The sequence below is a fragment of the Shewanella sp. SM20 genome (assembly GCF_025654545.1).
In the GTDB taxonomy this organism is placed as follows: Bacteria; Pseudomonadota; Gammaproteobacteria; order Enterobacterales; family Shewanellaceae; genus Shewanella; species Shewanella oncorhynchi.
Map to the genome: position 1 here is coordinate 77,469 of NZ_JAKKRK010000004.1, position 25,259 is coordinate 102,727.

General features: G+C 47.4%; 18 protein-coding genes. 12 read left to right on the top strand and 6 right to left on the bottom strand.

Going from position 1 to position 25,259, the window contains the following annotated elements; genetic code table 11:
* Positions 1 to 315 precede the first annotated feature (315 nt).
* Positions 316 to 2,028, top strand: coding sequence for a formate--tetrahydrofolate ligase (locus tag L5M18_RS03080; RefSeq protein WP_263195922.1), 1,713 nt, complete (start codon positions 316 to 318; stop codon positions 2,026 to 2,028).
* 84 nt (positions 2,029 to 2,112) lie between these two features.
* On the opposite strand, the gene L5M18_RS03085 is transcribed toward L5M18_RS03080, so the two are convergent.
* Positions 2,113 to 3,771 carry a mechanosensitive ion channel family protein gene (locus L5M18_RS03085; RefSeq protein WP_263195923.1) on the bottom strand — a complete coding sequence of 553 codons (1,659 nt, stop codon included), beginning with the start codon at positions 3,769 to 3,771 and terminating at the stop codon, positions 2,113 to 2,115.
* A gap of 234 nt (positions 3,772 to 4,005) precedes the next feature.
* Between L5M18_RS03085 and L5M18_RS03090 the strand changes: the two genes are divergently transcribed.
* Entirely contained in the window at positions 4,006 to 4,335 is a 330-nt protein-coding gene (locus tag L5M18_RS03090; RefSeq protein WP_113939169.1) for a hypothetical protein, read from the top strand.
* A 145-nt stretch (positions 4,336 to 4,480) separates the two neighbouring features.
* Here the strand turns inward: L5M18_RS03090 and L5M18_RS03095 are convergent, their stop codons facing one another.
* Positions 4,481 to 4,606: a hypothetical protein gene (locus L5M18_RS03095; protein WP_105250299.1), complete on the bottom strand. Its 126-nt coding sequence runs from the start codon at positions 4,604 to 4,606 to the stop codon at positions 4,481 to 4,483.
* Positions 4,607 to 4,894: 288 nt separating this feature from the next.
* On the opposite strand from L5M18_RS03095, the gene L5M18_RS03100 reads away from it, so the two are divergent.
* The 6 genes from L5M18_RS03100 (at position 4,895) to rraB (ending at position 9,502) form a co-directional block, all read left to right on the top strand.
* Positions 4,895 to 5,185, top strand: coding sequence for an ABC-type zinc uptake system zinc chaperone (locus tag L5M18_RS03100; RefSeq protein WP_263195924.1), 291 nt, complete (start codon positions 4,895 to 4,897; stop codon positions 5,183 to 5,185).
* Between the two features lie 81 nt (positions 5,186 to 5,266).
* On the top strand, positions 5,267 to 6,451 hold the full coding sequence (locus L5M18_RS03105; RefSeq protein ID WP_263195925.1) for a hypothetical protein: 1,185 nt from the start codon (positions 5,267 to 5,269) through the stop codon (positions 6,449 to 6,451).
* Positions 6,435 to 7,343: a metal ABC transporter solute-binding protein, Zn/Mn family gene (locus L5M18_RS03110; protein WP_263195926.1), complete on the top strand. Its 909-nt coding sequence runs from the start codon at positions 6,435 to 6,437 to the stop codon at positions 7,341 to 7,343. The genes L5M18_RS03105 and L5M18_RS03110 overlap by 17 nt, the downstream gene beginning before the upstream one ends.
* 4 nt (positions 7,344 to 7,347) lie before the next feature.
* Positions 7,348 to 8,148: a metal ABC transporter permease gene (locus tag L5M18_RS03115; protein WP_168827353.1), complete on the top strand. Its 801-nt coding sequence runs from the start codon at positions 7,348 to 7,350 to the stop codon at positions 8,146 to 8,148.
* 162 nt (positions 8,149 to 8,310) lie between these two features.
* Positions 8,311 to 9,054 (top strand): 1-acylglycerol-3-phosphate O-acyltransferase, encoded by a 744-nt coding sequence (locus L5M18_RS03120; protein ID WP_105250295.1) that lies wholly within the window; start codon positions 8,311 to 8,313, stop codon positions 9,052 to 9,054.
* A 40-nt stretch (positions 9,055 to 9,094) separates the two neighbouring features.
* The gene (gene rraB, locus L5M18_RS03125; RefSeq protein ID WP_263195927.1) at positions 9,095 to 9,502 is read left to right on the top strand and encodes a ribonuclease E inhibitor RraB; all 408 of its coding nucleotides are present in this window, start codon (positions 9,095 to 9,097) and stop codon (positions 9,500 to 9,502) included.
* Between the two features lie 82 nt (positions 9,503 to 9,584).
* Here rraB and L5M18_RS03130 read toward each other — a convergent pair whose 3' ends face one another.
* Positions 9,585 to 10,559 (bottom strand): sensor domain-containing diguanylate cyclase, encoded by a 975-nt coding sequence (locus tag L5M18_RS03130; RefSeq protein ID WP_113939163.1) that lies wholly within the window; start codon positions 10,557 to 10,559, stop codon positions 9,585 to 9,587.
* Between the two features lie 18 nt (positions 10,560 to 10,577).
* Complete coding sequence (locus L5M18_RS03135) at positions 10,578 to 11,573, bottom strand: response regulator (RefSeq protein ID WP_028759518.1); 996 nt, start codon at positions 11,571 to 11,573, stop codon at positions 10,578 to 10,580.
* 562 nt (positions 11,574 to 12,135) lie between these two features.
* On the opposite strand from L5M18_RS03135, the gene L5M18_RS03140 reads away from it, so the two are divergent.
* On the top strand, positions 12,136 to 12,942 hold the full coding sequence (locus L5M18_RS03140; RefSeq protein ID WP_263145490.1) for a crotonase/enoyl-CoA hydratase family protein: 807 nt from the start codon (positions 12,136 to 12,138) through the stop codon (positions 12,940 to 12,942).
* Between the two features lie 35 nt (positions 12,943 to 12,977).
* Here the strand turns inward: L5M18_RS03140 and L5M18_RS03145 are convergent, their stop codons facing one another.
* The gene (locus L5M18_RS03145) at positions 12,978 to 13,880 is read right to left on the bottom strand and encodes an alpha/beta hydrolase family protein (RefSeq protein ID WP_263195958.1); all 903 of its coding nucleotides are present in this window, start codon (positions 13,878 to 13,880) and stop codon (positions 12,978 to 12,980) included.
* A 189-nt stretch (positions 13,881 to 14,069) separates the two neighbouring features.
* A complete protein-coding gene (gene rapA, locus L5M18_RS03150; RefSeq protein ID WP_263195928.1) occupies positions 14,070 to 16,976 on the bottom strand; it encodes an RNA polymerase-associated protein RapA in 2,907 nt (968 codons plus the stop codon).
* A 406-nt stretch (positions 16,977 to 17,382) separates the two neighbouring features.
* Here rapA and L5M18_RS03155 point away from each other — a divergent pair, with 406 nt between their 5' ends.
* The 3 genes from L5M18_RS03155 to L5M18_RS03165 all read left to right on the top strand — a co-directional run bounded on the left by L5M18_RS03155 (position 17,383) and on the right by L5M18_RS03165 (position 25,246).
* Positions 17,383 to 18,777, top strand: a complete 1,395-nt coding sequence (locus L5M18_RS03155; protein WP_263195929.1) for a PhoH family protein — start codon at positions 17,383 to 17,385, stop codon at positions 18,775 to 18,777.
* 215 nt (positions 18,778 to 18,992) lie between these two features.
* Complete coding sequence (locus L5M18_RS03160; RefSeq protein ID WP_173496262.1) at positions 18,993 to 22,709, top strand: response regulator; 3,717 nt, start codon at positions 18,993 to 18,995, stop codon at positions 22,707 to 22,709.
* A 128-nt stretch (positions 22,710 to 22,837) separates the two neighbouring features.
* The gene (locus L5M18_RS03165) at positions 22,838 to 25,246 is read left to right on the top strand and encodes a zinc-dependent metalloprotease (RefSeq protein ID WP_263195930.1); all 2,409 of its coding nucleotides are present in this window, start codon (positions 22,838 to 22,840) and stop codon (positions 25,244 to 25,246) included.
* The last annotated feature ends 13 nt before the right edge of the window (positions 25,247 to 25,259 follow it).

The following is a 25,259-nucleotide window of genomic DNA, read 5'->3' on the forward strand; positions in this document are numbered from 1 at the left end:
GCCTTCTGGCGCCGTTGTTGTTTATGGTTGTTGCTTTTGAGAAACAAAAATCAAGGTACGCTGTGACCCATAGATGCCTGCCAGATACAGAACCATTGCTGGCGTCGAGCTGGATCTCATTTGAGGCAACGGCACTCTTGAGCCGCTCGGACGCAGGGCAGATTATTTGATGCAGATTAAGGAATCGCTCATTAACCCTTTCGACGGCTATATATCTTAAAGCCAATCACCTAATATCCGCCCTATTCAATGAGTGTTGTGCTTAGCAACCCCTCATACTAAACCAAAGCGTATTTGAAAGGGAGAAATCGACGCATGCTGACAGATATGGATATTTCGAATCGCGCTAGCCTAAAAGACATTAATGAACTGGGCGCCGACTTAGGTCTATTACCCGAAGAGATGATGCAATTTGGTCACACTAAAGCCAAGGTCGAGCTCAGTGTGTTGCAGCGTTTGGCTGGGCAGCGCAAAGGCAAATTGATTATCGTCACCGCAGTCACGCCTACGCCCCACGGTGAAGGTAAAACAGTGACGAGCATTGGCTTAACGCAATCGTTAAATGCCATAGGCAAAAAGGCCTGTGCCTGTATTCGCCAGCCCAGCATGGGGCCTGTATTTGGGGTAAAAGGTGGCGCTGCGGGTGGCGGTTATGCGCAAGTGGTACCCATGCAGGAGATGAATTTACATCTCACGGGTGATATTCATGCCGTGAGCAGTGCCCACAATTTAGGGGCTGCAGCGATTGCGGCGCGGCTATTTCATGAAGCGCGCTTAGGTAAGGCGGAATTTGAGGCGCAATCTGGGCAAGCGTTTTTGGATATCGATCCCAGAGAGATCCGTTGGCACCGAGTGGTCGATCACAACGATCGCTGTCTTAGGCAAATCCAGGTGGGCTTAGGCGATAATAATGGCCCAGAGTACGCCTCCAGTTTTGATATCACCGCCGCCTCTGAGTTAATGGCGATTTTAGCCTTAAGTCATAATTTGGCAGATATGCGGGCGCGAATAGGTCGTCTAGTGCTGGCATTAAATACCCAAGGGCAAGTGATCACAGCCGAAGACTTAGGTGTCGCTGGTGCGATGACGGCCATCATGGCGGATGCGATAAAGCCGACGTTAATGCAGACTTTAAATGGTTCACCTTGCCTTATCCATGCGGGACCCTTTGCCAATATTGCCCACGGTAATTCATCCATTATTGCTGATGATATCGCCCTCCGATTGGCGGATTTTGTGGTGACTGAAGCTGGTTTTGGATCAGATATGGGCTTTGAAAAGTTCTGTAATATCAAGGTGCGTCAATCGGGTCAGGTGCCGGCCGCCGCTGTGCTGGTCACCACCTTAAAAGCGCTGAAGGCCAATAGTGGTTTGGTGTCTGAGTCAGATATCAATCTACCAGATCAGGCTCGACTCGAAGCGGGCTTTGCAAATTTAAACTGGCATATCAACAATGTGGCTCGCTATGGTATTCCTGTGGTGGTTGCCATTAACCGTTTCGCCACTGATACTGATGCCGAGTTGCAATGGCTAACTGAAGCCGTCAACGCGAGCAGCGCCTTTGGCTGTGAGGTCAGCGATGCTTTTAGCCAAGGGGAGGCTGGCGCTGTCGCCTTAGCGCAGACTGTGGTTCGCGCCGCTGAAACCGAGAGTCAGTTCAAGCTGTTATATTCAGATGAAGCCTCATTGGAGGCTAAGTTATCCACCTTAGCCGAGGTGGGGTATGGTGCAGCGGGCGTTAGCCTTTCTATCGAGGCCAAACAACAGGCGCAGCAGCTGACCGTATTAGGTTATGGACATTTGCCCCTGTGTATGGCCAAAACGCCGTTATCAATTAGTCACGATCCTAGCTTAAAGGACGTTCCTCAGGACTTTGAGATCCCAGTGCGGGGTTTAGTCTTGCATGCTGGTGCGGGGTTTATCACCGCCTTGGTGGGGAATGTGATGACTATGCCAGGACTAGGGCTGAAACCGGGTTACTTAAAAATTGATATTGATGCGCAAGGTGAGATAGTCGGCTTAGGCTAACACTTGATGCAGAGATTTATAGGCCAGAGATAAAAATAAGGGCGAGCTCATTGCAACGCCCTTCTTCTCTCGTTTAACGCTGGTTTAAAGCGGTGATTTCGTGGTTTGATAGATATGCACATCACGCTGTGGGAAGGGAATACTGATCCCTTCGGCGTCAAAGCGCATTTTCACTTCGCGGGTAATGTCCCAATATACTTCCCAGTAATCTTCCGGTTTTGCCCAAGGGCGAACGATAAAGTCGACCGAAGATTCGCTCAATAGATGTAGTTTAATCGTCGGTTCTGGCAATGGTTGTACCTTAGGATGCGCTTCGACGATGGACTTGAGAATCGCTTCAGCCTGTTCGATGCTATCGCTATAACTGATCCCAAAGGTCATATCGACTCGACGTTGATGCTCAGCTGTGATGTTGTTAATTGTGTCACCCCAAATCTTATTATTAGGAATAATAAGACGTTGGTTATCCATGGTTTTAATCGTAGTGGAGACCAGACTCATGTGACTGACGCGTCCGGTGACGCCAGCGGCGTTGATCAAATCGCCCACATCATAGGGACGGTAAATTAAGATCATCATGCCTGAGGCGAAATTCGACAGGGTATCTTGCAGGGCAAAACCAATAATAACACCCGCGATACCAAAGCCTGCGAGCAAGGGACCAAGTTCGATCCCAAGCTGTGAAAGGGCAATTAACAGCCCGATAGTAAAGACGGCTTTACCTGATAGCGAGGTGAAGAAGTCTTGTAATAACTTACTTAAATTCAACTTAGAATTGCTAACGGTATTTTTCACTATCTGTTTGGCTAACTTGCCGGCGAGACCCGCAATAAACAAGATCAAACAGAAAACAAATAACTTAAACACGACGGTTGGGCCGTGATTAATCGCTTGTTCTTGTGCCGTATTTAGCCACTGCTCAATGAGCCTTGATGCCACATCAAAGTTCAACACATCTTGAGTAATATCACCTGAAACACTAAAGAGTGTCTTTTTCAGCGCGGCGGTATCATGGCCTAAGGCGTCGAGTAGGCTGATGTCGATATTCAAGCTCTGACTATTCTGTGCTAAGCGTTCCTTTAGCATCATTACGTGGCTGGTTTGTGCCGAAGTGACATCTTTACCTGCATTAGTTGCGGTATCGATTGCTGCTTGTAGTTGCTGCTGGGTATAAGTCACTAAACTTTCTAGCGTATCGGCACGAGCAACTAAAATTTGCATCAGTGATTTTTGTGCTTCGCTAATATCTTGGCCAACTTGTTCGAGCCAAGTGAGCGTCTCGAGTTGTTGCTTGTAATAGGTGTCTTTTTCTAATTCGCGCTTTGATATTTCCAGCAGAGTCGCATCATCTGTGCTCGAACCTAATTGCTGTTCCAATTTACTAATGTTGTCATCGATATAAGCATCAATTTGTTGGATGTAGTTAAGTTGTCCTTGGATTAATGGCTGCAGAAAAGCCTTGTCGATTGGCGTTGCTTCGAGCAGATCTTTAATCTTATTACGTAACTGTAAGGTTTTGTTTTGAATTCGATATTCAACAATTGTCTTCAATTCGCCTTTGGCATTTTTTAGTTTACGTATATCCGTATCGATAGCCTGTTGCAGCATTGCCAGTTCTGCCTTGAGCGTTACAGGAGTGCTTAATGGGCTTTCGGTTGCAGCGACAGGTTCAGTTTGCGCTTGGGATGAAAGGCTGAGTAGTGGTATTAGCAGGGCAAACACGAGAGCGAGGTAGCGGTGCATAGGAGTGATCTTAAGTAGAAATATGTCTGAGTATGATAGATGTTGCCGGATCTACTGTAAAATATCTGCGAGTGAAATAGCCCTTGGAATTAAACTTTTTAGGGAAGGGTTGATTTGAGCTTAACCTTGAGTGCGGTGCTTTATCTGCTTTTTCCGACATTTTGGGTATTTACAGGCCGAACTCTAGTCGGTATCTGGTAAACTTGCGCATCGTTATTTAGGAATCGTGTTTTCATGTTGTGTTCCCATTGTAATCAGTACATCAAGGTCAGTGACATTAGCCAGCAAAGAGGCAAAGGTTTCGACGCTCAAGTGCGTTGTCCCCATTGTGCGGCTTGGTTAGGCCGCAGTCCAACATTGGCTAAACTCAAGTTATTAGGATTTTATTTGAGTGTGTTTACGGCGGGATACAGTTACTTTGATGCCTCTGTGCGGTATTTTGCGATCCCTGTAATGATTTTTTCGTTGATGTTGTTGTTTGTGAGCCATTTTATGGATCAAGTCATCACCATTGAAGCGCCCGAGCAAGTCGATGATAGCGATCAAAGACAGAAGTATCGTTAGGCTAATAAGTGGATTCGTTATGGATAGGAAAATCGGCGGTAAATTTTCCAGAGACGAACATCATTTGAGCGCCTTTAGCAGGCGCTCAAAATGCAATTAAGAGGGTTTAAGGGGTGAACTTCAGCCGCGCTTAATGAGTCTTTGTTTACTGCACGACTTGTTCTTGACTCGTTAAGGAGTGCTCAACGTAATAAATACCACCAAATATCACCGCGCTGAAGATGACTATCCCTAAGATAAGCCCTAAGTTTTCACGAAAAAATGCTAGCATAATAGTTGCCTTTAGGTGGATAAAACGGAGCCATATCGAGCTTGATTTCGTCATTGTGCTCGCAGACATAAAAACTAAATACACTATAGTTACACTCACTTAAGCTAATCTTAAATGCGTTTTTTTACCTGAGTTCTCACAAGATCCTACCGCTATTGAAACAAGAAGTTATTGGTAAGACTGGGTACCTCAAATATCTTGTAACCTTTTGCAAAGCGATTACCTTATTGCAACTTGCTATGGCACTGACATAGACTTATGCAACTTTTTAACTATGGGGACGACTGAGTGAGACTTAAAAGTCACATTAGACGCACAATTTCGATATGGCTTGCTGCCGTACTGATATTGCTGTCTCTTGCTGCCTCAGCCCATAGTGTGACCCATCTTGATGATGGCGCTAAGACTCACTGTACTCTGTGCTTCCATCAGCACCAACTCAACAAGATTTTATTGACCGATCCGCTGACGCTGAATTTAGCTATACAGCATTTCGATGTGGTCGAATTTATTTTACCTTCCTCTATTTTTGAACACGTCAGTGTTTATCGCAGTCGTGCGCCTCCCTTCGCTCTCTAAATCAACTTAAAATTTTAACTTATTGTATTTCTTGATGACTTTATATCGGTCGTCGAGTGCTAGTTGTATTTTGGAGATATCATGACTGTTTTAAATACCCGAATTTCTTTGGTGGCTTTGGCGTGTGCGCTCGTTTCGCCTAGCTTATTTGCAGAAGACTCGAGCTTGACCAACCCTAATATCAGTGGTGTGCTAAATGGATATTATCAGACGGGAGAGCGCCCATTAGCCGAGAGTCCAGATGGCTTTGGTTTAGGTGAAACTGAACTGGCGATGAGTGCCAATATCGATGATATGTTTTACGGTAAAATCACCGCAGTAGTTGAAATGCATGACGGTGAGACTGAACTGAATCTGGAAGAAGCCTTTATTCAAACCATGGCGATGCCAGCGGGTTTTTCTATCCGTAGTGGCCGTTTCTTATCGGACATTGGTTACCTCAATAACCAACATTTACATACTGATTCCTTCACCGACCGTCCTGTGGTTTACCGTGCATTCTTAGGGGGACATTATTTTGATGACGGTATACGTTTTAACTACGTAGCGCCGACGGACTTGTATTGGACCATGGGCGTTGAAGCCTTTAAAGGCGATAGTTTACATGCTGCCGATGAGCATGGTGAGCGTGAGTTTAAGAAGGTCGGTGTTTATACCTTGTACTCAAAAATAGGTGGCGACATAGGCGATAATAGCTCATGGCAAGCGGGGTTGAGTTACTTGCGCAACGAAAATGGCCAAGTGACTGCCCATGAAGAAGGGGAACATGAAGATGAGCATGCTCATGGTGATGAGCACGAAGGTCATAGCCATGCCGCATCTTACACAGGTAAAAATACCTATGGTGCTGATTTTGTGTATAAGTGGGCGCCTAACGGTAACTACAAATATCAAAATCTCACAGTGAGCGGTGAGTACTACCGCGTGAGCGATTTTACACCTATCGATTTACATCCTGAGGATGCACCGAGCCAAGATTACCACCAAGGTTGGTATCTGAGCAGTGTGTATCAATTCACGCCGAGCTGGTCAGCGGGTGTGCGTTATGGTGAAGCTGATACGCAAGAGCTCCATGGCGATCATTTTCATGGGCAAAAGTTGAAGGAATCTGAGGTGAGTTTGGCTTGGCATTCTAGCCACTTCTCGACGGTTCGTTTCCAGTATACCAATCAAAAGGGTACTAACTTCGATGGAATAGAAGACGATAACATCTTCACTATTCAATATATTATGTCTCTGGGGGCTCACGGTGCGCATCAATTCTAATTTAGCTAAATTGGCCGCTGTGGCCTTATCTGTCACTTATACTGGTTTGGCCCATGCCGAGCTGAATGTGTTTGCCTGTGAACCTGAATACGCGGCATTGACCAAGGAGCTTGCTCCAACGGCTAGCATCTATTCGGCAACGACGGCATTACAAGACCCTCACCAAGTGCAGGCGCGTCCGAGTTTGATCGCTAAAATGCGTCAGGCGGATCTTGTGGTGTGCGCAGGTGCCGATCTTGAAGTGGGTTGGTTGCCTATGCTGCAGATGAAGTCGGCAAACGCAAAAGTGCGCTCGACCGAGCAAGGCTTATTTTTCGCCGCCGATCAAATCGAGACCTTAGATAAACTGGCCAGTGTCGATCGCAGCATGGGGGATGTGCATGCTCAAGGCAATCCACATATTCATTTTGACCCGACGCGACTGTTAAAAGTCGCCACGGCATTGAGTGCTAAGCTGACTCAGTTAGATCCTGCTGGTGCGGCCGATTATCAAAAGTCACTGGCAGATTTTACCACTCGCTGGCAAGCCGCAGTCCCGCGTTGGGAAGAGCAAGCTAAGGGATTACAAGGTAAAAAAGTGATCGCTTACCACTCAAGCTTCAGATACTTATTCAACTGGATTGGTATCGAGCAAGTGGCAGATTTAGAGCCTAAACCGGGTTTAGCTCCGACTAGTGGCCACTTAGCGAGTCTGCTGACGCGCGCCGAACAAGGGGATATTCTGGCGGTGGTCGTGGCATCCTATCAGGATGAACGCGGTGCAAAATGGCTGGGTGAAAAAGCGAACTTGCCCGTGGTGATGTTGCCTATGTCTGTGGGTGGTAATGATAAGATCCAAGATTTATTTGGCCTGTATGACAGCGTGATTTCCCTCTTAAATGGAGTGAAATAAACCTATGTTTGATCTTGAGCTGATGTCGATTCTGTTACCTGCATTGGCAGCGGGGATCTTAGTGTTGTCGACGCATATTGTACTTGGGAGACAAGTGCTTAAGCGTGGCATCATTTTTATCGATTTAGCGATAGCGCAAGTTGCCGCTTTAGGCGCGATTGTCGCTCACATGGATCACAGATTAGAAGATATCCCTTTTTCTAATGTGTGGATGCCCGCTGTATTTGCCCTTGCGGGTGCAGGTTTTATCGCTTGGTTAGCTAAGCGGATGGCGGGTGAGTTAGAGGCTATGATTGGCTGCTTTTATGTCTTGTCTGCGGTGGCCGCAATGCTGTTGTTGGCAAACGACCCACATGGCGCCGAGTTGTTAAAGCAATTGATGTCAGGTCAGATCCTGTGGGTGAGTTGGTCACAACTGATTTTGCCGGCCGTGGTGTATTCACTGGTGTTATTAGCGATATTCCTGCGCCCCCAGATGTTGGACGGGGCAGGATTTTATCTGCTATTTGCGCTAGTGATTACCTTATCGGTTGAATTAGTAGGTGTTTATCTGGTGTTCAGTACCTTGATATTGCCAGCTTTAGCGTTGAACAAGTACCGTGGTAAAGGTCGGCTATTTTACGCTTACCTCGTCGGTTTACTGGGCTATGTTTTGGGCTTAGTTCTGTCGGCGACCTTAGATCTCCCTAGTGGTGCGGCAATTGTCGCGACTTTGGCCGTGAGTGCCTTAGTTATCCGCTTTGTGTTAAGTAAAGTCTCACCTCAGGCAACTGAGTCTGAAATCCTACCCAAGCACCACGCTTAGTTCGATATTAATCTTAAAGCCCATCGATACACTGGAGGTTCAGTATATCGATGGGCTTTTTTTGCTTGTTTGTTAGCAAGTCAGCTTACAGATGTAAACAATATATTGAGTCCCAAAGCCATGGTGGCTATACTGTCGCCACTTTTACAGTCGGAGTAAATCGTGCTTTTAATCGTCAGATCAATGTTGTTGGCGGTATCCTTGTTGCTTGCCTTTATTTTTGGTGGCTTAGTGTGTTTATTAAGGCCTCGCCATCGCGACAATGTACATATGTTCGCCAAGATCTTCTCATCGGTTGCACCAATCCTTGGGATTAAAGTGATTGTTCGCCGGCACGAAGATGTGCAGGACGGCCCGTATATTTTCTTAGCAAATCATCAGAATAACTTTGATCTCTTTACTCACACGACAGCAGTTCCTAAAGGTACAGTGAGTTTAGGCAAGAAGAGTTTGGCGTGGATGCCACTATTCGGTCAAATCTATTGGTTGTCAGGTAATATTCTTATCGACCGTAAAAACCGTCACAGTGCCTTTGATACTATGGCTAAAACGGTTGAAAAAATTAAGCAGAAGAATCTATCCGTATGGATTTTTCCTGAAGGTACACGTTCGCGTGGTCGTGGTCTGTTACCTTTTAAAGCGGGAGCTTTCCATACTGCAATCGCGGCGGGAGTGCCAGTGGTGCCAGTGGTTGCTTCGTGTCAGAGCCATATTAAGTTAAATCGCTGGAATAACGGTGTCGTCATCATCGATATGATGGCACCTGTGCCGACCGCAGGTTTAGATAAAGCCGATGTGAAAAACTTCTCTGCGCAAATTCATGCCAGCATGTCGGCGAGATTTGCTGAGATAAATCAAGAAGCGGCAGCACTTATGGGTAAAACTCTCGCGAGTGATGACGTATAATGCCAATTTGAGCCAGATTTACCTTAACGGAGACAAATCCATGTCTATTGAAAGTCAGTTAAAAGCCCAACTTGCAGAGAATCGTGACATAGTGCAAGCCCTGCTTGACGATGGCTCAGAGCCTGATGCGGAATATGTTATTGAGCATCACTTTTCATCGACCAATTTTGACCGTCTTGAAAAAGCGGCTGTGGATGCCTTCAAATTAGGTTTTGAGGTGAATGATGCCGAAGAAATGGAACTGGAGGATGGTTCAATAATCTTCTGTTTCGATGCTGTCGCACACCACAAACTGGATGTTGAATTACTGGACAAAGCGGCCGAGCAATTGCTGCAATTAGCGGGAAAGCAGAAAGTGGAATATGACGGTTGGGGTACCTATTTCGTCGGCGATGAAATGGATGACGAAGAAGATGAAGACGAAGAAGATGATGGTTTTCCTCATTAATTCGTTGGCGGATCTCGAGTTTAATCTTCACTTGTTTTAAATAAAAATGCCCATCATTGATGGGCATTTTTATTGGGTATACTTAGGATTTACTTGTTTTACTCGTATGTAAAACACTGCAGTTACGGCCTTTTTGTTTCGCTTCGTACAGGGCTTTATCGGAGCAGGAGATCCAGCTAGAACTGCTGGTAATATGGGAGCCAATTTCACATACGCCTAAACTTACCGTCACAGTAATCTTAAGGCTTTCATACACTATGACGGATGCGGCGATTTTCTCCCTGAGTCGCTCGGTAAAGTTCATCGCATCTGCGCCGCTGGTTTTAGGCAATACGACCGCAAATTCTTCGCCGCCATAACGTCCTGCACAGTCGGTATCACGTAAGGATTGGCTGAGTAAGTGCGCAATATGCTGAATGACTTTATCACCCGCCACATGACCATAGCTGTCGTTGATATGTTTAAAGTTATCGATGTCTATCATGACTAAACTTGCCATACCTGAGTAGCGGGCATACAAGTCGTACTCGTGGTCTAAGCACTCTTGCCAATGACGACGATTATGCAACTGAGTTAGACCATCGGTTTGGCTAAGGCGTTCGAGTTGCTCGTTGGCAGCTTTAAGTTGCAATTTGTTGATGGCGATATCTGTCACGTCATAAATAATCACACTGATATGGGTCACTTGTCCCGTGAGCGATGCCAGCGGCAGCAGGGTCACGTTCTGGTACATATAGTCTGCACGGCCTGTAATCGGGCGATAGTTTTTAAATTGGAAAACGTATGGACGTTGTTCCCAGCTGATAAAAGCACGGTTTTTAAGCATGAAAACCGATTCCATTTTCTGCTTTAACCAAGTGGCAGGCAGATCGGGGAAGCGGGTAAACAGGTTTTGACCTTTGATCGAATTAGGGGAAACACCGCTGTGATTCTCCATAAAACCGTTCCACAGCTGGATATTGTAATGGCGATCTAATACCACTAATCCCACCTCTATGGTTTGTACCATATCGATGAGCCAGTGTAGTTCGTTCATTGCGCTTTGGTCATTTGACATAGGATAAAATCCAACTGGTTAATCGAGTAAATAGCCGAGTTTATAGCTAAGTGTGGGGATAGAATCCTCGGTGAAGAGCAGTAGCAAATCGCATTGAATATTATGATCTTCAATCCGATAGTTGATCTCCATTGCCAAAGTTCGGTGCCATTTCTCTGAATTATCATGGATCAGATCGTTAACCGTGCAGTGCCGTCCCAGCACGACAGGGTGAGCCTGACTAAATTTCATGTCGAGCTGTTCAGAAATGCCGTTAAGGAAAGCGCCTATCAGCACGTTTCCAGTATCGATCAGGACTTCTATCTCAGTATTTTTGTCTTCTGGATTAGCTAATCCCATCAGCTTGGCCATGTCTTTAAAGCTGGAATCATGGAACAAAAGCAGGGCCTCTCCCGCAATACCCGCCCCGATAAAACCTTGGCAGAGCGCGGATACAGTTGAGCTTTCTTCCGTGGCTTTGAGCGCCATGGTTAACTCACTGACTTCAAGCACGTTCACATTAGGGATAGGTAGTAACACGAATACATCGAGTAACTTAGCTAACAGATCGGCGGCGCGTCCCATGGCAACGTTGGCTATTTCTTGGCAAGCGTCGCGCATGTCGACTTTGATCATCGGGACTTCGTCGGTGAGATCTTTCTGCGTCAGCGTTAAGATGCCGTAATCTTGCAAAATGTTGCTGATGGCATCGGCGCTCACCGGTTTTTGAATAAAATCTAACGCACCCAAGGCTTTGACTCGCTCGTGAGCTTTGATTTGAATATCGCCGGATACCACAATAATCAGCGCGGGTAAGTCCTGTTGCTGTACGGTTTGCAGTACTTCATAACCGTCCATTACAGGCATGTTGAGATCGAGAAACACCACTTCGCCTTTTCCTGCGCGGATGGCATCAAGGCCTTCGGCACCATTGGTCGCATAAGTTATTTCCACATCCCACTCTTTGGGGAGTGTGCGGGCCATTTGCTTACGTGCCATGGCGGAATCGTCACAGATGAGTACAGATATTGACATGCTGACTAGTGATCCTTATTTGCCCATTTATTGAAGATAACACTTATTTTTTAGGTCTGACTGACGAATTGCGTTCTTCGGGCAAGTCTGATTAATATCTTTTATATGTAACTTATAGATATCATTGATAAATTTATATTTTCTGATGGCATTAAAATTTGAATCATTGTTGAATCAAATCATGCAGAATCTTAAATCGAACTAGCTAATGTTGAGTAAATAACAAGGATATAGTGACTAAAAAAGGACTATAGAATCCATATATGGCTGCCCAATCATCCTTCGCTGCAGGTAGCATTGCGATACTGGTGTCGATTATTAGTAGTTAAATAGCTAGCGGTTAAATACGCTTAATTATTGAGCTTGCTAAGGCTATCTAATCGAAAAATACATTAGGATTACTGCACGTAGTGATGACAGCCTAACATAAGTTGCCTTCAATCCATGATGGAATTGGCAATATTTTGACTCAAGTCAAAAAACAGGCTCATGTTATATCTTTTAGTGAATTATGCCAAACGTGTTAACATTTATTCTGGACTGACCAGTAACGGAATATTTCATGAGTGGCCAAAGTGTACAAGTTAAAATCGATGATGGCATCGCCTATGTGTTGCTTAATCGTCCTGAAAAAATGAATGCTATTAACTATTTAATGTTTAGTGAGCTTGACTGCGCGATTAAAAGTATTAAATCCAATCGTGCGGTGCGAGCCGTGATCCTCTCGGGAGCGGGTGGGCATTTTAGCTCTGGGCTCGATGTCAAAAGCGTCATGTCGGCACCGATGCAGGCAGTTAAGTTACTGTTTAAGGGCTTACCAGGGAATGCGAATTTGGCACAGCGGGTGTCACTAGGTTGGCAAACCTTGCCTGTGCCAGTGATTGCCGTGCTTGAGGGCTGTTGCTATGGCGGCGGTATGCAGATCGCTTTAGGCGCAGATGTGCGTATTGCTAGCCACGACAGTAAGTTATCTATCATGGAAGCGAAATGGGGACTTGTGCCAGATATGGCGGGGTTAGTCTCATTAAGGCAAATTATGCCTAAGGATCAAGCCATGTTACTTAGCCTGACGGCAAAAGTGCTGGAGAGTCATGAAGCGCTGGCCTTAGGACTCGTGACACAAGTGAGTGAGACGCCCATGGAAGCGGCGCAACAACTGGCGCGGCAACTGATGCAAACCTCACCGGATGCGGCTGCGGCCATCAAACTTAGTATTAATCGCAGTTGGACTGCTTCTATTCGTAGCCTGCTGTGCCGCGAGTCTATTAGTCAGATTCGGTTATTGTTAGGCAAAAATAGCAAGATAGCGGCGACGCGTCAGTTGAAAGATCCGCAGAAACCCTATCGGGATCGCCAATCGGGTTGGTAATACTATTTTGTCTGAATTAGCTTAAATCGCCGTTTTTACTGCGCGCCGCTCATTCGGGCTGAAAAGCCTTTAATCGCATTTAAGCAATTTTGCCATGCGCTCTCGTTATCTAAATTGAGCGCTAGGGTAGTTTGGCGATAGTTAGGGCTTTCTAAGGTCACCGCGAGTTTTTTGCGATTGTCGGCCGTCTCCAATGAGGCTGGGTGACCGTCTGGCGATTGAATATCTAAAATGGGCAGCGTAAGTTTTGCTAGTTGTTCTGCGAGTGCTTGATTACGCTGTTCGTCCTCACGATAGGGATTAATGACGATCAGCACATCAGGATCGGCAATCTTCTTCTGGCTTAATAGGCTAATCAATAATCCTGCACTTTGGTCGGCGGTGATCAAAATACGTTTTCCCGCATAATCTGCACCGACGGCATCTAACTGCGACATGCTTTTGACGAGAAAATCTTCCTGCTCTTGCAGATGCTTGCTGTTATCTTCGGGCTTGATTTTAGGGCTTGGTTTGTTGGACGGTGAGCTTAATTGCGCGGCGCCAGGCGAGGTCACTTCAGTGGCGGCGGTAGCAAAGTTAGCTGCGGGCATTTCAGTTGGCGGAGTTAAACTTAAGCTGGCCCAACCGGCAGGATTGATATTGCGGCGTACAAACGCCATCAATCCCGGCGCGTCTGCGGTACCATTGGTGGCGGGCAGGATTATCGCCGCACCGAGTTTCTTTTTACCTTCCCATGGTCGCACTAACAAATCGTAGGGCTGATTATCAATCGTGATTTGTTTAATTTCATTTGTGGGTAGATAGCTGTTATTCGACTTTTTGGCACTGATTTCGGCTGGCGCGGATGTTGGCGGAGTTGTTGTCGTGTCTGCCGCGTGGGTAGCGATGGTTGTGATGCCGAGAATGAGGCAAAAGAGGAGTGAAAGAATGCGCGGCATAGAATTGATAACCACCTGTGTAGTCTCATAAATTCATCAGTGTTTGAGTATAACCTGAACAATTACCAAAAAGTGAATTTTCCTCGCCAAAGAATTGCACTTGTCATTTAGTATAAAAAGCCACAGGGCATAAAAAAGCCCAACGCTGAGGCTGGGCTAATTGATTGAAACCTGCTGTTCCGCTTGGGTTTATACGTGGCTGACGAGCACCATACGGATCGCATCGAGTTGTAACTGGCTGGCATCCAAATAAGTGTTTAACTCTTGCATCTGATTACGCAGGTATTCCAATTCTTCCTCACGGATATTGGGGTTCACAGCCTTAAGTGACTCTAAACGATCAAGCTCTGCGCTCAGTTGCTGAGTCATTTTCTCTCTGGCTTGGGCGACCATTTCATCGACAACCACTTGAGCATATTCTTCACCCTTAGCAAATAACGGATGCAAAATAGGCTGAGATGCCGTGACTAACTTGCCGCCAATGTGACGATTCACCGCGCTTAATTGCTTATCGAAACTGGCGTAATCCACTTTTGCCGATAGGTCGTTACCGTTTTTATCCAGCAGCACGCGAATGGGGGTAGGCGGTAAATAACGGTACAGCTGGCTCGACTTAGGTGCTGAAGCATCGGCCATGTAGATGAGTTCTAAGAATAAGGTACCTGCTGGCAGGGCTTTATTCTTCAGAATTGCGACGCTGGTGGTGCCAGTTTCTGAACCTGTGATCAGATCTAGCCCCGTTTGCACCAGTGGATGCTCTTGGGTGATCAGCGCAATATCATCGCGAGATAACGCTGTGTCACGGTCGAAGGTCACAGTCACGCCATCTTCTGGCAAGCCAGGGTAGGTTGGGAACATCATGTGTTCGCTTGGACGCAGAATGATCGAGTTTTCACCCTTATCTTCTTGATCGACACCGATAATATCCCACAGACGGATCACTGAACCGATCAAATGGGTATCACCATCATTCTGGGCGAGGCGCTGGACGATAGCCATTGCCTTCTCGCCGCCGTGTGAGTTGATTTCCAGCAGCTTGTCGCGGCCTTGCTCCATGGCGTGCTTGAGTTCTTTATAACGGCTCTGGGTGTGATTGAGCAGGTTTGTCAGCTCATCGCTGTCATCACCCACAAGCACGTTTAGCAGATCTTCGGCAAATTCACTGTAAAGCACATGACCACTCGGACAAGTGAGTTCAAAGGCGTTCAGCCCTTGGTGATACCACTGCATCAAACGTTCTTGGGCGGTATCTTCAAGGTATGGCAAGTGAATTTGGATATCATTTTTCTGGCCGATACGGTCTAAACGACCGATTCGCTGTTCCAATAGATCGGGGTTTAGCGGCAGATCGAACAGCACTAAGTGGCTGGCAAACTGGAAGTTACGGCCTTCAGAGCCAATTTCAGAACAGATCAGCGCCTGTGCGCCGCCTTCCTCTTGGGCAAAGTAAGCGCCGGCTTTATCGCGCTCGATAATCGACATGCCTTCGTGGAATACCGTTGCTTGAATCCCTTCGCGGGTACGCAGGGCTTCTTCTAGGCTAAGGGCCGTTTCCGCTTGGCTGGCGATGATCAGCACTTTTTTGCTGCGGTGGGATTTTAAGAACTCGATTAACCAATCCACACGGGGATCGAACTTCCACCAACTGGCGCTGTTATCTTCAAATTCTTGATACAGTTTTTCAGGGCTCAGGGCTTGCGCCGCTTTGGCCTCTAATGACTTGTGTCCGCCCATCATGCCGCTGACGCGTGCGGCTGTTTGATATTGATCTGGCATGGCGTGTGGGTAAGCGTTAAAGAAACGCTTTGGAAAGCCTTTTACTGAGGCGCGGCTGTTACGGTATAACACGCGGCCAGTACCGTGACGGTCAAGTAATTCTTGCAGTAATTCGCTACGGGCGGCCTGTTGTACTTCGGCATCAATACCGTCGGCTTGGATTAAACGAATACTTGGGCTGATATCTTTCTCGCTCAGTAATTCGGTCAAGCTGTTGATGGCGGCATCGGGTAATTTAGCGTTACCAGCCAAGGCTTCGGCGGCAATGGCGACGTCTTTATAACTGTCTTCTTCAGCTAAGAAAGCATCGTAATCGTAGAAACGATCCGGATCGAGCAGACGCAAACGGGCGAAGTGACTCTCATGGCCGAGTTGATCGGGTGTTGCGGTTAACAGCAAAACGCCTGGGATGACTTCGCTTAATGCTTCAACCACTTGATAGGCGCGGCTTGGCGCTTCTTCGGTCCATTCTAAGTGGTGCGCTTCGTCAACGACTAACAGATCCCAATCGGCATCTAGGGCTTGATCAAGACGTTTTTTCTTACGCAGTAATTCGAGTGAACAAATCACTAACTGTTCTGTGTAGAAAGGATTGTCGTGATCGGCATAGGCTTCTACACAACGGTCTTCATCGAATACCGAAAAGCGCAGATTAAAGCGGCGCAGCATTTCCACTAACCACTGATGGCGCAGAGTATCGGGCACGATAATCAGAATGCGTTCGGCGCGGCCAGTAAGCAGTTGTTGGTGAATAATCAGACCCGCTTCAATAGTTTTACCTAAACCCACTTCGTCGGCTAACAGTACACGCGGTGCATAGCGACGGCCGACTTCATGGGCAATCCACATTTGATGCGGAATAAGTCCAACACGTGGACCTTGCAGACCCAGCAAATCCGATGAGGCCAGTTTGTGGCGCAACATTTGGCATTGATAACGCACACCAAAACGGTCGAGGCGATCGATTTGGCCAGCAAATAAACGGTCTTGGGGTTTGTTGAAACGAATATTGTGGTTCAGCAGGGTTTCACGCAGTGTCGCTTGCTCGCCTGTCTCACTGTGAATGCCGTGATAGATCACTATCCCGTCTTTCTCGGTCAATTCACTGACCGCAAGGCTCCAGCCTTCATGGCTTTCAACCGAATCGCCGGGATTGTATATAACGCGTGTCAGAGGGGCTTCTGCTCGGGAGAACATGCGGTTCTCACCCGTGGCAGGGAATAATACAGTGACCATACGGCCTTCTACTTGAACCACAGTTCCTAAACCAAGCTCTGACTCGGTATCACTTATCCAACGTTGACCTAAGGCGAACGGCATCTTAAATTCTCATTTCTAGGCGGACTCTAACAAAGGGCGCGTATGTTATACCAATACTCGTGATATTTAAATCGCCCTCTCACCCGTTAGAGCCTAATTCCCAGAGTGCTAGATTACAAATTGTACAAGCGACAAAATTGTCGTGGCAGTACATGAAACTGTCACGCTAATGTCACATCCGCGGTTATACACTGCTTCGAGTCTGTAAGGTAAACAATGGTTGCTGTATTGTTATCTTGTGAGTTTGGTGCCAATATCAACTTAAGGTTTAAGTGCGAGTAAAGTGCTATCAACTTGAACCTTATGATCATTCTTTGCCATATGCTTAGCCAGTAATAGGAGCCGTGTAACTTTTATTGAGACTCAAAAGTGTGTTTAAACTTTAATGAAGCACTCTGGAGGCGCCATGGAACAAGACGACAGAAAGTTGTTTGTACTGGATACCAATGTGTTACTACATGAACCTTTGGCGATCTATTCGTTTAAAGAGCACGATGTGGTCATTCCGATGACAGTGCTAGAAGAGTTGGACCAGATTAAAGATCGAAAGAGTGATGTGAGTCGTGATGCTCGGGTTGCTATCAGGGCATTGGAAGATACCCTAGGCGGTGAAACTACTCCTGAGCAGATTATCAATGGCGTCCCTTTACCCAGCCGAGAGGGTCATGCCGATGCCGTCGGTTCGCTCTCAATTTTCCCTGATCACCTTGTCGATTTTACCTTAGGCGCACTGCCAGGAGATGGAAACGACAATCGCATTATCAATACCGCGCTACATCTACAAAACCTACATCATCCCCGTACCGTTGTCTTAGTCACCAAAGATATCAATATGCGCCTTAAAGCCAAAGGTGCGGGTATTCAATTGGTTGAAGATTATCGAACTGACCAGTTGATCGATGATATCCGCTTCCTCAGTAAAGGCTTTTACCAGTTTGAAGGTAATTTTTGGGAGCACTTGAACAAGGTCTCCACCGAGCGCCACGGTAGACATACAGTGCATGAAGTACCGCTCAAAGACCTCGAAAATGATAATTTCTATATCAACCAATATCTTATCGACACAGAGTCTGATTTTTGCGGTCGTGTTATCGAGCGCACAGGCACCCATTTACACATTTTAGATTTAGGCCGTGAGCGGGTGAAAAACCTCGAAGCATGGGGTGTTAAACCTAAAAACGTCTATCAAGGCATGGCATTGCAGGCGCTGCTCGATCCCGATATAGATCTGGTGATCTTAACTGGCCCTGCGGGTTGCGGTAAAACCTTGCTGGCCATGGCGGCGGCGTTGGAACTGGTGGTCGAGCGTAATCGCTACGACAAAGTGATTGTCACCCGTAACACCCCAGAAATCGCCGAATCTATCGGCTTCTTGCCCGGCACGGAAGAGGAGAAGATGATGCCGTGGCTGGCCGCGATTACCGATACGCTCGAAGTACTGCATAAGAATGATGTGAATCCCACGGGCAGCATGAACTACATCATGGAGAAGGCTAACATTCAGTTTAAGTCGATAAACTTTATGCGCGGGCGGTCGATCCAAAACTCCATAGTGTTATTAGATGAATGCCAAAACCTCACTGCTTCGCAGATCAAAACCATGATCACCCGTATGGGCGAAGGCACAAAACTGATTTGTTGCGGTAACTTAGCGCAAATCGACTCTAATTACTTAACTGCTGTTACCTCAGGTTTAACCTATATTGTCGAACGTTTTAAAGACTTTGAAGGCAGTGCCAACGTGTATCTGAATGGCGTGGTGCGTTCACGCTTAGCGGAATACGCCGAAGAGCATCTGTAAAGCAGGTCAGTTTAATTTTGGGTAATGACTAAGGCCTCTGATATGGAGGCCTTAATTTTATGGAGTAGTAGATTTTTAATCGACTTATCAGTGGTATGAGTAGGCTTTATCTAACAATTATTTTATGTGATTGGCAGTTCCTTCCTGCTACTATATGGAGCTCATAGTTTTTGCCGCCGTAGGCTGAAATTAAGCGCTGCAATCAAGGGTAGTGGATGAAATCGAGTGAGCCGGATCTCCAACTAAAATCGCCGATCCAGAAGAACTACAACCGTGCCGTTTTTTATACGTACATCGGCGTTATCGTCATGTCTTTGTTGACCGCATGGATGTTTTTTGACCGCCAAAAAGCACAGCAGATGGAGCAGCGTGAAGAGCAGGTTCAGCGCCATGTATTGCAAATCGATCTGCTACTTGAGTCGAGCATTAGAGCGGTAAAAAGCTTACGCAACGTTGCTGTGGATCATTTACGTTTGGGCGAACTCGTGCGTAAAGAACGCTTACCCCAATACGGTAAATTCAACGAAAGCGGCCAGTATTTTACCTTAGAACCTAGCTACGCCCAGAGCGGTGAGCCTTTTACCAACATGGGTAGGATTACTGGTGCGGGTTCCCTCGACGGCCGCGACGACAAGTTCTATCAAGAGCTTGAGATGTTGTTTGAGCTGTCACTGTCATTCCCCGTCGCCAAAGAAGCCGCCCCGAAAGCCTCGGCGATTTATTACCTGTCGAAACGTAGGATCATGTCCTACTTCCCTTGGTCGAATGACGATCAACGTTTTAGGGACGAATTACTCAACAAGAAACAGTTCCAATACGCCACCCCAGCAATGAATCCGCAGCGCAGTGTATTTTGGAGTGAAGCCTATGTTGATTCCACGGGCAAAGGCTTATTGACCACTTTAGGTGTGCCCATTTATTTGGATGATGAGTTCATTGGCTCAATCAACTTAGACATGACGCTTGCCTCGTTAGCGCGGCAAATTCGGGTTTACTTTAAGATGCCGGGCACAGTGATTTTGCTCGACCAACAGAACAATATTTTATCCCACAGCGATTTTGATAGCTCAGATATCAATCGGGTCTATCACATCAGCCAACGTATTCCCTCTGAGCTGCATTCTTTACCTGAGTCGGAATTGTTCGATGCCCACGACGGCATCATTCGTAACGGCTATTACATCCACTCGGTTGCCCTGCATAACGCGCCTTGGCGTTTACTGTATTTACAGGATGAAGACGACCTATTCCAAGACTCGTGGGAAAAACTGCAGCTGACCTTTATTTTAGTGGTTATCGCCCTGTCTGTGTTGGTGACCATAGTGCATTGGCAGACGCGTCGATCTTTTGTGAGCCCTGCCTCGCGACTACTGTCGCACCTTGAGGGCTGCTCGCAAGAGCCGCGTAAGCCACCGGAGAAAATCACCCGCGGCTGGGAACCTTGGTTCTTGCTGGTGAGTCGGATTTTTGAGGAAAACAAACAATATACCCACCATTTAGCGGAGCAGAATAAGCGGCTCGATAAGCTAGTGGCGCGGCGTACTGAACGCTTAAAAGACACCACAGAGCGGCGTGAGCGTGAATATGCGCTGCTGCGATCTTTGCTTGACTCGATCCCAGAAGCCATTGTCTTTAAAGATAAAGAAGGCAACTATTTAGGTTGTAACAAGGCGGCTGAGCGCATGCTGGGTTACACAGAGAGCGAGATGATAGGTTTATCATCTGAGGATCTGACCTCGCCAGAAATGGGCATTCGTATCCGCGCCGAAGACGAACAAGTCTTAAAAGATCGCACGCCGCTGCGCTACCAAGAAAAGGTCGAGCTTGCGGGCAAACCTGTGCTGCTCGATACCCTCAAACTGCCTTTCTACAATCGCCGCGGCGAACTGCAGGGATTGATTGCCGTGTGGCGTGATGTGACGCGGGAATACGAATCCGCCGAACAATTACGCCTGTCCGAAGAGCGTTATCACTTAGCTATGGATGCGGTGGAAGATGGCCTGTGGGACTGGTATTTAGACTCTGAACAGATCATTTGTAACCCAGCCTATTATTCTATGCTGGGTTATAAAACCAATGAATTCCCAGCTTTAGTATCGACGATTGATGAATTATCCCACCCCGACGATCGTATTCGCGTCGAGGAATACCGTGCTCAGTATCTTGCTGATCCCGTCGGTGCTTTCGAAATTGAATTCCGTATGTTAGGTAAAAATGGCGGCTATCACTGGGTGTTATCCCGTGGCCGTGTGGTGGAGTTCACCGCCGAAGGTCAGCCCAAACGTATGCTTGGTACCCATAAGGATATTACCCGCCATAAGAGTAACGAAGTGGCGTTGCTTGAAGCCAAGCAAGACGCCGAACTCGCTAACCTCTACAAGAGTGAATTCTTGGCCAACATGAGCCATGAGATCCGCACACCGATGAATGCCATTATCGGTATGTTGCAGTTGGCACAGCGCACTTCGTTAACGGCGCAGCAGAAAGATTACCTCGAAAAAGCCGGTTTCTCGGCGCAATCGCTGCTGAGGATCATCAACGATATTCTCGACTTCTCTAAAATTGAGGCGGGTAAGTTGGAGCTTGAGCGGGTGCCGTTCCCGCTGGATAAAGTGCTCGATCACGCTCTGGATCTCAATGCGCTCAAGGCACAAGAACAAGGCGTCGAATTACTCTTATATGCCCCCGTGACGGCGGGACTCATTCTTAAGGGCGATCCGCTGCGCTTAGGCCAAGTGCTGATTAACTTGCTATCGAATGCGGTGAAATTTACCCAATCTGGCGAGATTGAGCTCGGCTGTGAAGATGTCGGCGAGCGGGATCATCGGATTACCTTGAAGTTCTGGGTGCGCGATACGGGTATCGGCATAGGTAAAGATCAACAGGATAAGCTGTTTGATGCCTTCGCCCAAGCCGACGGTTCGACCACTCGTAAATACGGTGGCACTGGCTTAGGTTTGTCGATCAGTAAGCATCTGGTGTCTATGATGGGCGGCAAGATGCAAGTGCAGAGTGAGCTTGGGGTCGGTAGTACTTTTAGCTTTACCATCAGTTTTGAAATTGCCGAAGCCGCTAAGATTGAGCCTTTGGTCGTGCCGGAAAAACTCAATAGTCTACGCACCTTAGTCGTTGACGATAACCCGACGGCACTGCAAATCTATTCGACCTTGATGCGAGATTTCCACTTCGACGTCGATACTGCCGCCAGCGGCGCAGAAGCGCTTTATAAACTGTCGCGGGCACCAATCGATCTGTTATTGCTCGACTGGATGATGCCAGAAATGGACGGTAGCGATGTGGTCAGCGCCATAGATACTATGGTTGCCGAAGGCCGCTTAGCGAAACGGCCTGTGATTATCATGATGACGGCCTATGCGGCAGAGCCCTTGCAGCATGAAGTCGATAGTGCCAATGTGTTTGCCGTACTGCAAAAACCGTTTAAGGCATCGAGTCTGTTCGATGAGATCATTGCCGCCTTTGCCGATGAACCGAGATTGAATGTGGTTCAGCCTATGGTTGAAGTTCAAGTTGAGGAAGGGGAGCACACAGGTTTAGTGCTGCTGGTGGAGGATAACTTTATCAACCAGCAAGTGGCCACTGAGCTCCTTAAGAGCGCTGGCTACGAAGTGGTGCTGGCCGACAATGGTCAAGTGGCGCTGGATACCATCGACTCGCGGCCGTTTGATGCCGTGTTGATGGATATTCAAATGCCAGTGATGGACGGGTTAACGGCCGCAAGGGCATTGCGTGAGCGTTTTAGTGCCGATGAACTGCCTATCATTGCCATGACAGCCCATGCCATGTCGGGCGACAGGGAAAAGAGTTTAGCAGCAGGGATGAATGCCCACATCACTAAACCCATAGTGCTCAACGAATTATTTGAAACATTAAATCACTGGATCAAACACAAGAACCAGCATCAGAATCGTTAATTTATTTGCTCGGGGCCAGTGATGGCCTCGCATTATTTACTTTAAATCAATCGCTTGAGATAAGCAGTTATCAAAGATGCCAATGACTTATAAGGTAAATAACGCAGCCAGCCGAATCAGGAGGAAAGATGAAACCCCAAAGTGTAGCCTTAGCCTTATTTATAACGCTGTTAGGATTTTCCACCGTTACGGTCGCGGCAGCGGCGCCTAGCGCCAAGATCATTAAGCAGGGCCAAGAGGCGAAAGGGTTTCTTAATCTCTATTACGAGGAGTCTGAGGGAGAGTTATATCTTGAGGTCAATCGTTTAAATCAACCTTTTATCTTAGTTACTAGCCTGCCACAGGGCGTAGGCTCAAACGACATTGGTCTCGATCGCGGCCAACTGGGTCAGACCCGTATGGTGCAGTTTGAGCGCCAAGGTCCCTATGTTTTACTCAAGCAACTCAATACTCAATATCGTGCGAATACCTCTGATGCCGCCGAGCAAAGAGCGGTTGAAGAAGCCTTTGCCGATTCTGTGTTATGGCAAGGCAAAGTGATTGAGGGCAAGCCAGATTTGGTAGCGATCAACGATCTGGTGCTCAATGATTTACACGGCGTGTCTTCCGTATTGCAACAAACAGAGCAGGGCAATTATCAGCTCGATTTGAGCCGTTCTGTCATCTTACCCAAAGGGATTAAATCCTTTGAGAAAAACGCCGATGTGGATGTGCAACTGACGTTCAAAGGCGATGTTGCTGGCGCGCAGGTCGCACAGGTAACACCCGATGGCACCTTAATGTCGGTGCGGATGCGTTATTCCTTTGTTGAGCTGCCTGATACCGACTATCAGCCGCGGGCTTATCATCCTATGAGTGGTTATTTGTCCGATGAGTATCGCGATTATGCCACGCCCTTTAACCAACCTTTAGTGCAGCGTTTTATCCTACGTCACCGTTTACAGAAAGTGCATCCAGGCCCTGCGCCAAGCGAAGTCGTTAAACCTATTACTTATTATCTCGATTCTGGCGTGCCAGAACCTATACGGTCGGCGTTGCTCGATGGCGCGCGCTGGTGGGAGACGGCTTTTACTCGCGCCGGATTTATCAACGGCTTTAAAGTTGAGTTATTACCGGCAGATGCCGATCCGCAGGATATTCGCTACAACATGATCCAATGGGTGCACAGGGCGACGCGGGGTTGGTCCTATGGCGCCGCGCTGACCGATCCACGCACCGGTGAAATCATTAAGGGTCAAGTCACGCTCGGCAGTTTGCGTGTGCGTCAGGATTACTTGATTGCCAAAGGCTTAACCGCAGGCTGGCAGGATAGAGTGGCGGCCGAGAAAGCGGCGACAGCCTTGTCGCTGGCGCGTATTCGCCAACTGGCTGCCCATGAAGTCGGCCATACCTTAGGGCTAGATCATAACTTTGCCGCTTCGACCAATCAGGATGCCTCTGTGATGGATTATCCCCATCCGAAAATCCAGCTAAAGGGTAATGATATTGATATTTCAGCACCTTACACTACAGGTGTTGGTCCTTGGGATGATTTTACTATTGCCTATGGTTATAGCGATCAAGGTGATGCCCGTACCCAACAAGCACTGCAAGTCGACTTGCTGGCCGATGTAGCCAAACGTGGCTTACGTTATATCGGTGAGGCCGATTCCCGCCAAAAGGATGCGAGTCAGGCCTATGCCAGTTTGTGGGATAGTGGTGACGATCCGATCGATCAGCTGGGTAAGTTAAATAAAATTCGCACTAAGGCGATTGCGGATTTCTCCAGTGCGGCCTTGTTACCCAATGAGCCACTGGGCGAGCTAGCCGATGCCTTTGCACCAATTTATTTGCTGACGCGTTATCAAATCGATGCGGTCGCTAAGTTTATTGGCGGCACTGACTATAACTATCAATCTATTGGTGAAGGCAGCCGCTGGAGCTATATTGCGCCGCAGTTGCAGTTAACGGGCTTAGACGCGCTACTTAACACACTCGATGCGGCGAGTTTAACTGTGCCGCAAACCTTGCTCGACAGTTTAGTGCCAAAGGCGGGGAATTATCATGTCACGCGGGAATCCTTCGATTCAGGTCTAGGTGCTATTAACGATCCTCTTGGTATGGCTGAAGTGTTTAGCCGTCATACCGTGAGCTTGCTATTGATGCCTAAACGCTTGAATCGTGTCAGCCAAGCATCCATGGCCGATAGCGAGCAGTTATCGGTGACGACATTATTGGATAAGTTATTCGCGGCGACCTTGTATCAAGAGGACAAGCTCGCGCTGGTCGAAGGCGTATGGATGCGAGTGAACGCTGTGGTGATTGATGAAGTGCTGGCAACGCTGCACGATCCTCAAACCTCACCAGAAGTGAGGGCTGCGATTAACGATCGCGCTCAGTTTGTCATTAAGCAATTGAAAGCGAAGTCGAATCGAGCGAATGTGAGTCTTGCGGCGCACTATACTTGGTTGCAACAGGGTCTTACTGCGGGTTTGACCGATGCTAAGGTTAAGCTTATTCCTAAGCCGTTAACCTTACCGCCGGGATCACCGATTTAATCCGATGAACATA

Excerpts from the sequence above, each read along its gene's own strand:
- L5M18_RS03080 (WP_263195922.1), top strand. The coding sequence starts at position 316 with ATGCTGACAGATATGGATATTTCGAATCGCGCTAGCCTAAAAGACATT.
- L5M18_RS03085 (WP_263195923.1), bottom strand. The coding sequence starts at position 3,771 with ATGCACCGCTACCTCGCTCTCGTGTTTGCCCTGCTAATACCACTACTC.
- L5M18_RS03090 (WP_113939169.1), top strand. The coding sequence starts at position 4,006 with ATGTTGTGTTCCCATTGTAATCAGTACATCAAGGTCAGTGACATTAGC.
- L5M18_RS03095 (WP_105250299.1), bottom strand. The coding sequence starts at position 4,606 with ATGCTAGCATTTTTTCGTGAAAACTTAGGGCTTATCTTAGGGATAGTC.
- L5M18_RS03105 (WP_263195925.1), top strand. The coding sequence starts at position 5,267 with ATGACTGTTTTAAATACCCGAATTTCTTTGGTGGCTTTGGCGTGTGCG.
- L5M18_RS03115 (WP_168827353.1), top strand. The coding sequence starts at position 7,348 with ATGTTTGATCTTGAGCTGATGTCGATTCTGTTACCTGCATTGGCAGCG.
- rraB (WP_263195927.1), top strand. The coding sequence starts at position 9,095 with ATGTCTATTGAAAGTCAGTTAAAAGCCCAACTTGCAGAGAATCGTGAC.
- L5M18_RS03130 (WP_113939163.1), bottom strand. The coding sequence starts at position 10,559 with ATGTCAAATGACCAAAGCGCAATGAACGAACTACACTGGCTCATCGAT.
- L5M18_RS03135 (WP_028759518.1), bottom strand. The coding sequence starts at position 11,573 with ATGTCAATATCTGTACTCATCTGTGACGATTCCGCCATGGCACGTAAG.
- L5M18_RS03140 (WP_263145490.1), top strand. The coding sequence starts at position 12,136 with ATGAGTGGCCAAAGTGTACAAGTTAAAATCGATGATGGCATCGCCTAT.
- L5M18_RS03145 (WP_263195958.1), bottom strand. The coding sequence starts at position 13,880 with ATGCCGCGCATTCTTTCACTCCTCTTTTGCCTCATTCTCGGCATCACA.
- rapA (WP_263195928.1), bottom strand. The coding sequence starts at position 16,976 with ATGCCGTTCGCCTTAGGTCAACGTTGGATAAGTGATACCGAGTCAGAG.
- L5M18_RS03155 (WP_263195929.1), top strand. The coding sequence starts at position 17,383 with ATGGAACAAGACGACAGAAAGTTGTTTGTACTGGATACCAATGTGTTA.
- L5M18_RS03160 (WP_173496262.1), top strand. The coding sequence starts at position 18,993 with ATGAAATCGAGTGAGCCGGATCTCCAACTAAAATCGCCGATCCAGAAG.
- L5M18_RS03165 (WP_263195930.1), top strand. The coding sequence starts at position 22,838 with ATGAAACCCCAAAGTGTAGCCTTAGCCTTATTTATAACGCTGTTAGGA.